The 14,033-nt window shown below is 71.9% G+C and carries 11 protein-coding genes; all 11 read right to left on the reverse strand.

All coding sequences use genetic code 11. The features are described from left to right. Positions 1 to 2 precede the first annotated feature (2 nt). Positions 3 to 1,931 (reverse strand): TIGR03960 family B12-binding radical SAM protein, encoded by a 1,929-nt coding sequence (locus tag C0216_RS25515; protein WP_114057540.1) that lies wholly within the window; start codon positions 1,929 to 1,931, stop codon positions 3 to 5. Between the two features lie 80 nt (positions 1,932 to 2,011). Continuing rightward, positions 2,012 to 3,553, reverse strand: a complete 1,542-nt coding sequence (locus tag C0216_RS25520; protein WP_114057541.1) for a CYTH and CHAD domain-containing protein — start codon at positions 3,551 to 3,553, stop codon at positions 2,012 to 2,014. 160 nt (positions 3,554 to 3,713) lie between these two features. Next, positions 3,714 to 4,913, reverse strand: a complete 1,200-nt coding sequence (gene rodA, locus C0216_RS25525; RefSeq protein ID WP_114057542.1) for a rod shape-determining protein RodA — start codon at positions 4,911 to 4,913, stop codon at positions 3,714 to 3,716. Positions 4,914 to 4,923: 10 nt separating this feature from the next. Then, positions 4,924 to 7,104, reverse strand: coding sequence for a penicillin-binding protein 2 (gene mrdA / locus C0216_RS25530; protein ID WP_114057543.1), 2,181 nt, complete (start codon positions 7,102 to 7,104; stop codon positions 4,924 to 4,926). A 13-nt stretch (positions 7,105 to 7,117) separates the two neighbouring features. After that, a complete protein-coding gene (mreD, locus tag C0216_RS25535) occupies positions 7,118 to 7,822 on the reverse strand; it encodes a rod shape-determining protein MreD (RefSeq protein WP_114057544.1) in 705 nt (234 codons plus the stop codon). 12 nt (positions 7,823 to 7,834) lie between these two features. After that, positions 7,835 to 8,785: a rod shape-determining protein MreC gene (gene mreC / locus C0216_RS25540; protein WP_114057545.1), complete on the reverse strand. Its 951-nt coding sequence runs from the start codon at positions 8,783 to 8,785 to the stop codon at positions 7,835 to 7,837. 175 nt (positions 8,786 to 8,960) lie between these two features. Beyond that, positions 8,961 to 9,980, reverse strand: coding sequence for a rod shape-determining protein (locus C0216_RS25545; RefSeq protein ID WP_008738981.1), 1,020 nt, complete (start codon positions 9,978 to 9,980; stop codon positions 8,961 to 8,963). A 296-nt stretch (positions 9,981 to 10,276) separates the two neighbouring features. After that, a complete protein-coding gene (ndk, locus tag C0216_RS25550) occupies positions 10,277 to 10,687 on the reverse strand; it encodes a nucleoside-diphosphate kinase (protein ID WP_114057546.1) in 411 nt (136 codons plus the stop codon). A 123-nt stretch (positions 10,688 to 10,810) separates the two neighbouring features. After that, positions 10,811 to 11,152, reverse strand: a complete 342-nt coding sequence (locus tag C0216_RS25555; RefSeq protein ID WP_114057547.1) for a DUF4233 domain-containing protein — start codon at positions 11,150 to 11,152, stop codon at positions 10,811 to 10,813. Positions 11,153 to 11,155: 3 nt separating this feature from the next. After that, positions 11,156 to 12,628: a bifunctional tetrahydrofolate synthase/dihydrofolate synthase gene (gene folC, locus C0216_RS25560; RefSeq protein WP_428985499.1), complete on the reverse strand. Its 1,473-nt coding sequence runs from the start codon at positions 12,626 to 12,628 to the stop codon at positions 11,156 to 11,158. Positions 12,629 to 12,783: 155 nt separating this feature from the next. Further along, on the reverse strand, positions 12,784 to 13,947 hold the full coding sequence (locus C0216_RS25565; protein ID WP_114058906.1) for a sensor histidine kinase: 1,164 nt from the start codon (positions 13,945 to 13,947) through the stop codon (positions 12,784 to 12,786). Positions 13,948 to 14,033 lie beyond the last annotated feature (86 nt).

Raw genomic sequence — 14,033 nt, forward strand, 5'->3', positions numbered from 1 at the left:
TGCTACTTGTTCACGACCGTCAGCGGCAGGAGCTTCTTGCCCGTGGGGCCGATCTGGATGTCGAGCCCGAGCTGAGGACAGACGCCGCAGTCGAAGCACGGGGTCCAACGGCAGTCCTCGACCTCCGTCTCGTCGAGGGCGTCCTGCCAGTCCTCCCACAGCCAGTCCTTGTCGAGGCCCGAGTCGAGGTGGTCCCAGGGGAGGACCTCCTCGTAGGTGCGCTCGCGGGTCGTGTACCAGGCCACGTCGACGCCGTACTGCGGGAGCGCCTTCTCAGCGCACTCCATCCAGCGGTCGTAGCTGAAGTGCTCGCGCCAGCCGTCGAAGCGGCCGCCGTCCTCGTACACGGCGCGGATGACGTCGCCGATGCGGCGGTCGCCGCGGGAGAGGAGGCCCTCGACGATGCCCGGCTTGCCGTCGTGGTAGCGGAAGCCGATGGAGCGGCCGTACTTCTTGTCGCCGCGGATCTTGTCGCGGAGCTTCGCCAGGCGGGCGTCCGTCTCCTCCGCCGACAGCTGGGGGGCCCACTGGAAGGGGGTGTGCGGCTTGGGGACGAAGCCGCCGATGGAGACGGTGCAGCGGATGTCGTTCTGGCCGGACACCTCGCGGCCCTTGGCGATCACGTTGACCGCCATGTCGCCGATCTGGAGGACGTCCTCGTCGGTCTCGGTCGGCAGGCCGCACATGAAGTACAGCTTCACCTGCCGCCAGCCGTTGCCGTAGGCGGTGGCGACGGTCCGGATCAGGTCCTCTTCCGAGACCATCTTGTTGATGACCTTGCGCATGCGCTCGGAGCCGCCCTCGGGGGCGAAGGTCAGGCCGGAGCGGCGCCCGTTGCGGGTGAGCTCGTTGGCCAGGTCCACGTTGAAGGCGTCGACGCGGGTCGACGGGAGGGACAGGCCCACCTTGTCGTCCGTGTAGCGGTCGGCGAGGCCCTTGGCGATGTCGGCGATCTCCGTGTGGTCCGCGGAGGAGAGGGAGAGGAGGCCGACCTCCTCGAAGCCCGTCGCCTTCAGGCCGCGGTCCACCATCTCGCCGATGCCGGTGATGCTTCGCTCCCGCACAGGGCGCGTGATCATGCCGGCCTGGCAGAAGCGGCAGCCGCGGGTGCAGCCGCGGAAGATCTCGACGGACATCCGCTCGTGGACGGTCTCGGCGAGCGGGACCAGCGGCTGCTTGGGGTAGGGCCACTCGTCGAGGTCCATGACGGTGTGCTTGGACACGCGCCACGGCACGCCGGATCGGTTGGGCACGACGCGGCCGATGCGGCCGTCGGGCAGGTACTCGACGTCGTAGAAGCCGGGGACGTACACGCCGCCGGTCTTGGCGAGGCGCAGCAGCAGCTCCTCGCGGCCGCCGGGCCGGCCTTCGGCCTTCCAGGCGCGGATGATCTCGGTGATGTCGAGGACGGCCTGCTCGCCGTCGCCGATGACGGCGCAGTCGATGAAGTCGGCGATCGGCTCGGGGTTGAAGGCGGCGTGTCCGCCGGCGAGGACGATCGGGTGGTCGACGGTGCGGTCGCGGGCTTCGAGGGGGATGCCCGCGAGGTCCAGCGCCGTGAGCATGTTGGTGTAGCCCAGCTCCGTGGAGAAGGACAGGCCGAAGACGTCGAAGGCGCCGACCGGGCGGTGGCTGTCGACGGTGAACTGCGGCACCTTGTGCTCGCGCATGAGCTCTTCGAGGTCCGGCCACACGCTGTACGTGCGCTCGGCGAGGACGCCCTCGCGCTCGTTGAGCACCTCGTAGAGGATCATGACGCCCTGGTTGGGGAGCCCGACCTCGTACGCGTCCGGGTACATGAGCGCCCACCGGACGTCACACGAATCCCACGGCTTGACGGTGGAGTTGAGTTCACCGCCGACGTACTGGATGGGCTTCTGCACATGCGGGAGCAGAGCTTCGAGCTGTGGGAAGACCGACTCGGACATCACGCGACTTTCGTGAAGCGGGCAGGGGGCGACTCTCTAGCGTAACCCGAGGGGCCGGGCCCGCCGGACGGTGTGATCACCACCTACGGGCGGAGGCCCTTCCCGGGTGCCCGGCGCGAGACCTTGTCCCAAAGGTGCGGAAGGTCGCGTTCGCTCTGGGCGGCCAGGGCGTCCTCGCGGGCGTAGAGGACGCCCCAGGTGAAGGCGTTCTCGCAGGCCGCGGCAGCCTGGATGGAGAGGTCGCGCAGGGCTTCGCGGGCGACGACGCCGTCCTGGTGGTCGCCGAGGAGGGTCTGGACGGCCTTGAGGTCCTTGCGCAGGCGCTTGGCCGGCTTGCCGAGCACCGGTACGGCCGCCTCGGCGGCGTAGCGGGCCCGTTTGGCCGCCTTGCGGGCGGAGTGCAGGGCGAGGTCGCGGTCGGGGCCGGGGTCGAGGGCGAGGGCGTCGGCGATGCGGCCGGCGAGGCGGTCGTACTCGCGGCGGACGGCCTTGGCGAGGACGGGCCCGGCGGGCTTGCCGGCGGCGTGGAGCAGCGGCGGGTCGGCGAGCAGGGCGTCGAGGGAGTCGAGGAGGGCGAGCTGGCGGGGGTCGTCGAGGGCGGAGAGGGCGCGGCGGCGGGATTCGGCGCGGCGGCCGTTGTTCCAGGTGCGCAGGCGGCCGCGGACGGGTCCGAGGAGGAGCGGGTGCGGGAGTTCGCCGATGCGGGTGCGGAAGCGTTCGTGGAGGACTTCCTGGTCGCGGTCGACGCCGAGTTCGCGGGCGAGCCGGCGGAGCTCGTCGCCGAGGGGGTCGGTGGCCGTGGGGTCGAGGACCTTGCGGTGGGTCTTGAGGGCGCTGCGCAGGCGCCGGCTGGCGACGCGCATCTGGTGGACGGCGTCGGGGAGGTCGCGGCGGACGGCGGGGTCGAGGGCGACGAGGGCGTCGCGCTGTTCCCGGAGGAAGGCGAGGACGTAGGCGCCCGCGGTGCCGTCGCCCCAGTCGGGGCGGGGTGGTGGGGTGGCGGCGGCGCCGGTCTCGGCGAGGGCGCGGGCGAGTTTGGAGGGGCTGTCGGAGGCCCGGATGCCGGCTTTGCGGAACTTCTTCTGGACGGCGTCGAGGAGGGAGGGGTCGGTGCCGTCGGCGAGTTCGACTTCGATCTCGGTCCAGTCGGCGGTGGCGGCGGCGGGGTCTTCGGCCTGCCGGGATTCGGCGTGGACGGTGTCGGTGGAGAGCTCGGCGAGGAGGGCGCCGTCGGCGTCGAGGAGGTGGCGGATCCGGCGGGTGGAGCGGAGCCGGACCAGCGGGACGAGGTCGGCGTCGCGGGCGCGGGAGCGGACGAGGGCGGCGAGGTGGCGGGGGACGGTGTCGGAGAGGGGGGCGCCGATCTCGTCGCGGACGCCCGGGGAGACGGGCAGTTTGAGGTGCCAGCCGGCGTCGGGGCCGCCGGTGCGGCGGCGCAGGGTGACGCCGTCCGCGGCGAGCCGCTGGTCGGGGGTGTCGTAGTAGACGGCGTCGAGGTCGGCGGTGCCGCGGTCGGCGACGGCGGCGATTCCCGCGGTGCCGGTCAGGTCGGGAACGCCGCGCTGTTCGGCCTCGTCCGTCGTGAACTCGAATTTGCGTTCGATTTCGCGTTTCGTGTCCGCCATGCACCGAACTTAGACCGGGTCGGCGGGTCGCCGCAGGGCGAACGGGCGCTCGACGGGTGAAACGGAGGAGATCCGGCCGCATGGCGCTGCCCTGCCGCCCGCCCGCCCGCCCCGGCAGGCCGCCCCCGCCGCCGGAGACCCGCCTCCGGCGACTCGCCGCCTACGCCGACATCGGCCGCTGCACCTTGATCGACTGGAGCAGTCCGATGGCCACCCACACGGCGAACATGGACGACCCTCCGTACGAGACGAACGGCAGCGGCAGGCCGGCGACGGGCATGATCCCGAGCGTCATGCCGATGTTCTCGAAGGACTGGAAGGCGAACCAGGCGATGATGCCGGCGCAGACGATGGTCCCGTACAGCTCGGTGGTCTCCCGGGCGATCACGCAGGCGCGCCAGAGGATGACGCCGAGCAGGACGAGGATGAGGCCGGCGCCGACGAAGCCGAGCTCCTCCCCCGCCACGGTGAAGACGAAGTCGGTCTGCTGCTCGGGGACGAACTGGCCGGTGGTCTGCGAACCCTTGAACAGCCCGGATCCGGTGAGCCCGCCGGAGCCGATGGCGATGCGCGCCTGGTTGGTGTTGTAGCCGACGCCGGCGGGGTCGAGCTCGGGGTTGGCGAACGCCGCGAAGCGGTTGATCTGGTACTCGTCGAGGATGCCGAGCTGCCAGACGAGGACGGCGCCGGCGACGCCGGAGCCGAGGAGGCCGAAGACCCAGCGGTTGGAGGCACCGGAGGCGAGCAGGACGCCGAGCACGATGACGACCATGACCATGACCGACCCGAGGTCGGGCATGAGCATGATGATGCCCATGGGGGCGGCCGCGAGGAGCAGGGCCTTGACGACCGTCCGGTGGTCGGGATGGGCGATGTCGCCCGCGTCGACTCTCGCGGCCAGCAGCATTGCCATGACCAGGATGATCGTGATCTTGACGAACTCGGAGGGCTGGAGCGAGAAGCCGCCGCCGAGGACGATCCACGCGTGGGCGCCGTTGATGGTGGCGCCCAGCGGGGTGAGCACGGCGATGATCAGCACGAGGGAGATGCCGTAGAGGACCGGCACGGCGCCCCGCAGCGTGCGGTGGCCGAGCCAGATCGTGCCGATCATCAGGACGAGCCCGATGCCGGTGTTCATGGCGTGGCGGACGAGGAAGTAGTACGGGTCGCCCTGGTTGAGCTGGGTCCGGTTCCTCGTCGCCGACCACACCAGCAGGGTGCCGAGGAGGGACAGGGCGAGCGCCGAGAGGAGTATCGGCCAGTCGAGCCGGCGCAGCACCGAGTCGCGCGAGGTCAGCTTGGCCATCGCGCCGCGCTCGGGCGCGTACCGGGAGACGGAGAACTTGTTGGCGGTCTGCATGGTGGTGGGCTCAGTCCTGCCACGAGGGGGGCGGTGCGGGGGGTCCGGCGAGCGCGGGCGGCGCCAGGTCTTCGGGGGACGGGGGCACGTACGGCTTCACCTCGGGCGCCTCGATCGTGCCGTCGGGGCGGACGGCCGGCAGCTTGGTCTGCGGCTTGGGCAGCAGGGCCCGGGCCGGGTCGAAGCCGCCCTCCATGTCGAGGCCGTACATGGCGTTGTAGATGTTGCGGACGGCGGGGCCGGAGGCGCCGGAGCCGGTGCCGCCCTGGGAGATCGTCATGACGATGGTGAAGTCGTCGGTGTAGGTGGCCAGCCAGGAGGTCGTCTGCTTGCCGTAGACCTGGGCGGTGCCGGTCTTGGCGCGCATCGGGATCTTGTCCTGGGGCCAGCCGCCGAAGCGCCAGGCGGCGGTGCCGCCGGGTTCGACGACCATCCGCAGGCCCTTGTCGAGGTCCTTCAGCGTCTCGGCGTCGACGGGCAGCCGGCCGTGCGGCGTGGGCTGGATGACGTCGGTCCGCTTGCCGTCGGGGCTGATGACGGCCTTGCCGACGGTGGGGTTGTAGAGGGTGCCGCCGTTGCTGATGGCGGCGTAGGCGGTCGCCATCTGGATCGGGGTGACGAGGACGTCGCCCTGGCCGATGGCGAAGTTGATGCTGTCGAACGCCTTGAGCTGGTTGCCTTCGAGGCAGCTCTCGTAGGCGATCTGCTCGACGTAGGTGCCGCCCTTCTTGCCCTGCTTGCACCAGGCGTCCTTGTTGGCCTTCCAGAAGCTCTTCTTCCACTGCCGGTCGGGGATGCGGCCGGTGACCTCGTTCGGCAGGTCGACGCCGGTCTCGGAGCCGAGGCCGAACTCGCGGGCGGTCCGGTAGAACCAGTCGTGGGCGTCCTTCTTCGGGGTCAGGCCGCCGTCGCGCTGCCATTCCTTGTGCCCGAGGGCGTAGAAGACGGTGTTGCAGGAGAACTTCAGCGCCTCGCCGAGGGTGATGGGGCCGTGCCCCTTGGACTCGAAGTTGGCGAAGCTGCGGCCGCCGAGGCTGTAGGAGCTGCTGCAGTTGTAGCGGCTGTCGAAGGGGTAGCCGGCGCGCACGGCGGCGCTGGCGGAGACCACCTTGAAGATGGAGCCGGCGGGTGCCTGGCCCTGGATGGCCCGGTTGAGGAGCGGGTAGTTGGATCCCTTGCTGGTGAGCCGGGCGTAGTCCTTGGCGGAGATGCCGCCGACCCAGGCGTTGGGGTCGTAGTCGGGCTGGGAGGCCATGGCGACGATGCGGCCGGTCTTGGACTCCATGACGACGACGGCGCCGGCGTCGGCCTCGTACTTCCGGCCGGTGATCTTGTCGGTCTCCTGGCGGACGGTCTTCATCGCCTGCTGGAGCTCGAACTCCGCGACGGCCTGGACGCGGGCGTCGATGCTGGTGACGAGGGTGGAGCCGGGGATGCCCGGGTCGGACCTGGTCTGGCCCATGACCCGGCCGAGGTTGTCGACCTCGTAGGAGGTGACGGCCGCCTTGCCGCGCAGCTCCTTGTCGTACGTCCGCTCGATCCCGGAGCGGCCGACCTGGTCGGAGCGCAGGTGCGGGGAGTCGGTGTTCTTGGCCTTCTGGATCTCGTCGTCGGTGACCGGGGAGAGGTAGCCGAGCACCTGCGCGGTGCGGGCGCCGCCGGGCGCGGGGTAGCGGCGTACGGCGGTGGGCTCGGCGCTGATGCCGGGGAACTCCTCGGGGCGCTCGCGGATCTGGAGGGCCTGCTGGGTGGTGGCCTCGGAGGTGACCGGGATCGGCTGGTAGGGGGAGCCGTTCCAGCAGGGGCGGGGGGTCTCGGAGTCGCAGATGCGGACCTTCTCCATGACCTCCTTCGGCGTCATGTCGAGCACGCCGGCGAGCCGGGTCAGGACGCCCCTGCCCTTGTCCTTCATCTTCATCAGGGCGGTGCGGCTGGCGGAGACCACGAGCCGGGTCTCGTTGTCGGCGAGGGCCACGCCGCGGGCGTCGAGGATGGGGCCGCGCACGGCGGGCTGGACGACCCGCTGGACGTGGTTGTGCCGGGCCTCGTAGGAGTACTCGTCGCCGTTGCGGATCTGGATGTACCACAGGCGCCCGCCGAGGGTGGCCAGCATGGAGCAGATGAGCACCTGGACGATGACGAGCCGGATCTGCACGCGGGAGGTGCGGCCGGTCTCGGGGGTGTTGGTCACGGGCCCTGCCCCCTCACAGCTTCTTGACGCTCTTCACGCTCTTGACGCCCTTGACCCCCCTTATCCGGCCGGCCCGGTTGGCCCGGTTGCGCGCGGTGATCAGCCGGAGGCCGCCGCGCTGGCTGCCGATGCGCAGGCCGGTGCCGCCGGCGACCCAGCCGGAGGAGACGTCGGCCGCCTTGGCCTGGCCGGTGTTGGCCTCGACGGCCAGCGGGTCGTTCTCGGCGCGCCGGGCGAGGGCCATGATGAACGGCACGGTGAACGGCGCGAGGAGCAGGTCGTAGACGGTCGCGGTGAGCAGCAGCCCCGTCAGGCCGACGTGGCGGGCGGCGGTGTCGCCGACGAGGGCGCCGACGCCCGCGTACATCAGGGTGGAGGTGATGGCCGCGGCGACGACGGTGAGCAGGGGGCCCCAGGCGGAGCGGAACCGTCCGGAGTCGGGCCGGACGAGGCCGGCGGCGTAGCCGATGACGCACAGGACGAGGGCGTAGCGCCCGGCGGCGTGGTCGGCGGGCGGGGCGAGGTCGGCGACGAGTCCGGCGGCGAAGCCGATGAGGGCGCCGCTGGTGTGCCCGTAGACGAGGGCGAGGGCGACGACGGTCAGCAGGACGAGGTCGGGCACGGCCCCGGGCAGCTGCAGCCGACCGAGGACGCTGACCTGGATGACGAGGGCGACCACGACGAGCGTGGCGGAGAGCAGGATCCGGTTGAAGCGCATGGGGGGCAGCTCCTACTCGTCGGCCGGCTTGGCGGGGGCACCGGCGGACGCGGCGGGGGACGGGGTGACCGTGACCGTGACCGTCGGGGTGGGCTGGACCGCGGGCTTGGGGGGCAGGACGGTGTCGCGCGGGTCCTCGCGCGGCGGTACGACGACGACGCCGACGATGTCGAGGCGGGAGAAGCCGACGAAGGGGCGGACCCAGACGGTGCGGGTGAGGTCGCCGCGGGCGGGGTCGACCTTGACGACCTCGCCGATCGGGACGCCGGGGACGAAGGGCTTGTTGCCGCGGGACCCGAAGGTGACGAGGCGGTCTCCGGGGGCGACCTTGGCCTTGCCGTTGAGCATCTGGACGGACAGGGCGCGGTCGCCCTGGCCGGTGGCGAAGCCGAGTTCGCCGGTCTTCTCCAGGCGGGTGCCGACGGTGAAGTCGGGGTCGTTGGCGAGGACGACGGTGGCGGTGTCGGGGCCGACCGTGGCGACGCGGCCGACGAGGCCGTCGCCGTTGAGGACGGTCATGTCGCGTTCGATGCCGTCCTTGCTGCCGGCGTCGATGGTGACAGTCCAGGAGAATCCCTGGGCCGCTCCTATGGCGATGACCTCGGCGCCCTTGATGCCGTACTGGCCGGAGCCGGCCCGCTTGAGCATCTCGTCGAGTTCCCGGATGCGGCTGCGGGTGAGGTCCTCGCTGCCCAGCTTGGCCTTCAGGGCGGCGTTCTCGCGTTCGAGGACGGCGATGCGGCTGTGCCGTTCGCCGGAGTCCCGTACGGCGCCTATGGCGTTGGCGACGGGGTCGACCGCCGAGGCGACGCCTTCCTCGACCGGTCCGAAGACCGCCGCGGCGGCCTGCCGGGCGCCGTCGACCGGAGATTCCTCGCCTGCCCTGATGTCCACCGTGATCAATGCGAACGCGATGGCGATCAGGAGCACCAGGAGCAGCCGGCTTTCTCGTGTGTCCCTCACGTGCGGCGGCCGTGCCTTCCTCGTAGTTGCCCGTGCGGCTGAGCCGCTCCGGTCGCGCCCGGCGCTCGGGGGCGCACCGGGCTGCTGCCTGTATATCAACGATCCGCCGCACGGGCGCGGCAGCACCCGTACGGCGGATCCTTGTGTTCCGTGCCGCCCCGCAAGGGGGTTGGCGTCACCGTCGGGGCTGGGCGTCCAGGACCTGCTGGAGCGCCTCGAACTCCTCCACGCACTTGCCGGAGCCGAGCGCGACGGAGTCCAGGGGGTCCTCGGCGATGTGGATCGGCATGCCCGTCTCGCGGCGCAGCCGCTCGTCGAGGCCGCGCAGCAGGGCGCCGCCGCCGGTGAGGACGATGCCGCGGTCCATGATGTCGCCGGAGAGCTCCGGCGGGCACTTGTCGAGGGTCGTCTTGACCGCGTCCACGATCGCGTTCACCGGCTCCTCGATGGCCTTGCGGACCTCGGCGGCCGAGATGACGACCGTCTTGGGCAGGCCCGAGACGAGGTCGCGGCCGCGGATCTCGGTGTGCTCGTCCTTGTCGAGGTCGTACGCCGACCCGATCGTGATCTTGATCTGTTCGGCGGTCCGCTCACCGAGGAGGAGGCTGTACTCCTTCTTGATGTGCTGGATGATCGCGTTGTCCAGCTCGTCGCCGGCGACCCGGATGGACTGGGCCGTGACGATTCCGCCGAGGGAGATGACGGCGACCTCCGTGGTGCCGCCGCCGATGTCCACGACCATGTTGCCGGTGGCCTCGTGGACCGGGAGGCCCGAGCCGATGGCGGCGGCCATGGGCTCCTCGATGATGTGGACCTGACGGGCGCCCGCCTGGGTGGACGCCTCGATGACGGCGCGGCGCTCCACCCCGGTGATGCCGGAGGGGACGCAGACCACGACGCGCGGGCGGGCCAGGTAGCGGCGCTTGTGGATCTTGAGGATGAAGTACCGGAGCATCCGCTCGGTGATCTCGAAGTCGGCGATGACGCCGTCCTTGAGGGGCCTGACGGCGACGATGTTCCCGGGCGTGCGCCCGATCATCTTCTTCGCCTCGGAGCCGACCGCCAGAATGCCACCGGTGTTCGTGTTGATGGCGACCACGGACGGCTCGTTCAGGACGATCCCCCGGCCCCTCACGTACACCAGCGTGTTGGCGGTCCCGAGGTCGATCGCCATGTCACGGCCGATGAACGACATGTTGTTCCCCTTGTTCCCCATGAGGAGCGTCTGGCCTTCCAGTTGATAGCGGCTGCTGTCAGGTCGGCGAGGTGGGTGTGTGGGTGGAGGCCCCATCGTAGTGCCGCGGGTGCGCACATCGCGCGACGGGACTCCGGCAATCCCGCCGGAACGGATACCCGCCCCCTTACTGGTGACGTCGTGTCCTGCCCATGCGTTCCCGCAGGTGCCCCCGTATACCGAAGGGCGACCGAAATTACTTCGGTCGCCCCAGGTGGAGAGCGCTATTCGGCTGATGTCACGTCAGGAGCGACGGGTCACAGCGCGGGGAAGAACAGCTTCAGCTCGCGCTCCGCGGACTCCTCCGAGTCCGACGCGTGGATCAGGTTCTCGCGGACGATGGTCCCGAAGTCCCCCCGGATGGAGCCGGGCGCCGCGGCGATCGGGTCGGTCGGGCCGGCCAGCTGCCGGACGCCCTCGATGGCCCGCTCGCCCTCGACCACGAGGACGACGGCCGGGCCGCTCGCCATGAAGCCCATGAGCGGCTCGTAGAAGACCTTGCCCTTGTGCTCGCCGTAGTGGGCCTCCAGGGTCTCCTGGTCCAGCGTGCGCAGCTCCATGGCGGGAATCGTCCAGCCGGCCTTCCGCTCGATGCGGCCGATGATCTCGCCGACCAGTCCCCTCTTCACCGCGTCGGGCTTGAGGATGACGAGCGTGCGCTGGGACATGTTGCGGCTCCTTGCGGCAAACGGGTGCGGTGGTACGAGGCTACAGGGAGCGCCGGGGGCCGCCGGCACCCGGACCGGGTACCGCCTCCGCCTGCCGCGCGGCCCCGCCCGGCCCCGCCGGGCTCAGGCCTGGGCTTCGCCCTGCGCGGCCCAGCGGGCCTTGGCCTCGTCGATCTTGCGGCCGTAGTGGACCGAGCACCACCACAGGCCGGCGAAGACCGCCCCGAGGAAGAACATCGTCGGCACGACGAAGCCGCTCGCGATCAGCCCGATCTGCAGCGCCCAGCCGATCTGCACCGCGCCGGGGCGCGACAGCATCCCGCACAGCAGCACCGACAGCAGCATGGCGATCCCGCAGACCGTCCAGACCGTGGCCTGCGACAGGTCGCCCTTCATGGCGACCAGCCCGGCGAAACCGATCACGAAGAACTCCGCGATCAGGGTGCTCGCACACAGCGTGCGCATCCGTCAGCCCCTCTTCAGCAGCAGGCGGGCCTCGCCCACCGTGATCACGGAGCCGGTGACCAGGACGCCGGCCCCTCCGTACTCGCCCTCTTCCTCCGCCAGGGTGATGGCGGCCTCCAGGGCGTCGTCCAGCCGCGGCTCCACCTGCACCCGGTCGGGGCCGAACACCTCGACCGCGACGGCCGCCAGCTCGTCCGCCGACATCGACCGGTGACTGGTGTTCGCGGTGACGACGACCTCCGCGAAGATCGGCTCGAAGGCCTCGAACACCCCGCGGACGTCCTTGCCCTCGCTGGCAGCGACGACGCCGATCAGCCGGCTGAAGCCGAAGGCCTCGGTGACCGCCTCCGCCGTCACCTGCGCGCCCGCCGGGTTGTGCGCCGCGTCCAGGATGACCGTGGGGCTGCGGCGGACGACCTCCATCCGGCCCGGCGAGGCAACCGACGCGAACGCCCGGCGCACCGTGTCGGCGTCCAGCTCCCGCGCGGCCTCCCGGCCGACACCGAAGAAGGCCTCGACCGCGGCCAGCGCCACCGCCGCGTTGTGCGCCATGTGCGCGCCGTGCAGCGGCAGGAAGATCCCGTCGTACTCGCCGCCCATGCCGCGCAGCGTCAGCATCTGCCCGCCGACCGCCACCTCGCGGGAGACGACGCCGAACTCCATGCCCTCCCGGGCGACCGTCGCGTCGACCTCGACGGCCCTCTTCAGCAGCACCTGCGCGGCGTCCACCGGCTGCTGTGCCAGGATCACGGTGGCGTCCTGCTTGACGACACCGCCCTTCTCGCCCGCGATCTCGCCCGGGGTCGAGCCGAGCCGGTCGGTGTGGTCCAGGCTGATCGGGGTGATGACCGCGACCGCGGCGTCGATGACGTTCGTCGCGTCCCAGGTGCCGCCCATCCCGACCTCGATGACGGCGACGTCGACCGGGGCGTCCGCGAACGCCGCGTACGCCATGCCGGTGAGCACCTCGAAGAAGGACAGCCGGTACTCCTGAGCGGCGTCGACCATCTCCACGTACGGCTTGATGTCGCGGTAGGTCTCCACGAACCGCTCGGCCGCGATCGGCGCCCCGTCCAGGCTGATCCGCTCGGTGACCGACTGCACGTGCGGGCTGGTGTACCGGCCGGTGCGCAGGTCGAAGGCGTTCAGCAGGGCCTCGATCATGCGGGCCGTGCTGGTCTTGCCGTTGGTGCCGGTCACGTGGATCGTCGGGTACGCGCGCTGCGGCTCGCCGAGGACGTCCATCAGCGCGGCGATCCGCGACACGGACGGCTCCAGCTTCGTCTCGCCCCAGCGGGTGGAGAGCTCCTGCTCGACCTCCCGCAGCGCCGCGGCCACCTCCGGGTCGAGGGGCTCGGCGGGCACCGCGTCGCCCTGCGGCGGTCCGGCCTGGGCGCGCAGGGTGCGGCTGCCGGCCTCGATCACCGCCAGGTCGGGGTCGCGCTCGGACTCTTCGGCCACGATCCGGTCGAACATGTCGAGGGTGTCGTCGCGGTCGTCGGGGCCGTGGCCCTCGGGCTGCTGCTCACTCACAGGGCCAGTTTACGGACGCGGACCGGCGCGGCTTCCGACCCGGGCCCTTCGGCACCTCCTGCGGGGGCTGCGGCCGTGCTGCGCCGGCGGCTGCAGGCCTATCCGCGGGGGAAGACGGCGACGACCACGTACCTGTCGTCCGTCCGGGTGGCCTCCAGGGTTCCGCCCAGGCTGCCGACGCGTTCCGCCATGCTCGCCGTGCCCGAGCCCGCCGAGACCGGCGCGCGGGCCGGGAGCCCGGCAGGCAGCGGGTTGCCCACCGAGATCCGCAGCTGCCCGCCGTCCGCCGTGATCCGGACGTCGACGGTCTCGCCGCAGGCGTGCTTGGCCGCGTTGGTGAGGCACTCCTGCACCACCCGGTAGACGGCGGCCTGCCGCAGCGGCGACAGCCCGTGCACCTGCGGGTCCAGCTCCATGCGCACCGGCGAGCCGGCCCGGGCGCTCTCCTCGGCGAGCGCGGCAAGCCCCTCCACGCCGGGAGTGGCGGCGGGGCCGCCGCGCTGCACGACGATCTCGTTGAGGGCGAGGTGGGCCCGGCGCGCGGTGTCCGCCAGCTCCGCGAAGTCCTTCCCGTACGCCGTCCCGCGGGCCCGCACCGACAGCACCTCGGAGCGGACCGTCAGCAGGGTCAGCTCGCGGCCGACGAAGTCGTGGACGTCCCGGCCGACCGAGGTGCGCTCCTCCTGCACCGCCTGGAGCACGGCCGCCTCGGCCCGCCGGGCCTCCAGCTCGCGCACCAGGTCGTGGCGGGAGGCGGCGACCCCGACGACCGAGGCGAGCACCCCGATGGGCACGACGAGGCTCACGTACGCGCTGAGGGTCTGGGCCCGCGGCTCGGGCCAGCCGGGGATGCCGAACACGCCGAGGGCGTACGCCACGTACCCGGCGGTGGCGAGCACGGCGGCCCGGCGCCCGCGGAAGCGGCCCACCGAGTACAGGGCGAACTGGACCAGCGTCAGCTCGTGCAGCCAGCCGAGGAACAGCAGCGCGGTGGCGTACGCGATCCACGGCGCGCGCCGCCGCACCAGCAGCGTCGCCGCCCCGGCGGCCAGCGCTGCGGCGGCCAGCAGCCCGTTCAGCGAGTTGTCGGCGGCGGCGAGGCCCGGCAGGTCGAGGGCCATCAGCGCCAGGCAGCCCAGGGCGGCGAGCACGTCCTGCGCCCGCTGCGGCCCGGCGTACCGGGCGCCGGCGGTACGGCGGCCCGCGGCCGCGGCGGCCGCCGCGGCCCGGTGGAGCGCCGGGACGACGGACTGGACGGGCATGCTGTCCATCTTCCGCGGTCGGCGGCGGGGAGGAGGCGGACTGCGGGCGGCGGCGGGCGTGAGAATCGGCACGCCGCCTGCCGGGA

It is taken from the genome of Streptomyces globosus, assembly GCF_003325375.1.
In the GTDB taxonomy this organism is placed as follows: domain Bacteria; phylum Actinomycetota; class Actinomycetes; order Streptomycetales; family Streptomycetaceae; genus Streptomyces; species Streptomyces globosus_A.

What these genes read in the sequence shown, in the direction of transcription:
- C0216_RS25520 (WP_114057541.1), bottom strand. Translation starts at nt 3,553, where the DNA reads ATGGCGGACACGAAACGCGAAATCGAACGCAAATTCGAGTTCACGACG.
- rodA (WP_114057542.1), bottom strand. Translation starts at nt 4,913, where the DNA reads ATGCAGACCGCCAACAAGTTCTCCGTCTCCCGGTACGCGCCCGAGCGC.
- mreD (WP_114057544.1), bottom strand. Translation starts at nt 7,822, where the DNA reads ATGCGCTTCAACCGGATCCTGCTCTCCGCCACGCTCGTCGTGGTCGCC.
- C0216_RS25545 (WP_008738981.1), bottom strand. Translation starts at nt 9,980, where the DNA reads ATGTCGTTCATCGGCCGTGACATGGCGATCGACCTCGGGACCGCCAAC.
- ndk (WP_114057546.1), bottom strand. Translation starts at nt 10,687, where the DNA reads ATGTCCCAGCGCACGCTCGTCATCCTCAAGCCCGACGCGGTGAAGAGG.
- C0216_RS25555 (WP_114057547.1), bottom strand. Translation starts at nt 11,152, where the DNA reads ATGCGCACGCTGTGTGCGAGCACCCTGATCGCGGAGTTCTTCGTGATC.
- folC (WP_428985499.1), bottom strand. Translation starts at nt 12,628, where the DNA reads ATGTTCGACCGGATCGTGGCCGAAGAGTCCGAGCGCGACCCCGACCTG.
- C0216_RS25565 (WP_114058906.1), bottom strand. Translation starts at nt 13,947, where the DNA reads ATGCCCGTCCAGTCCGTCGTCCCGGCGCTCCACCGGGCCGCGGCGGCC.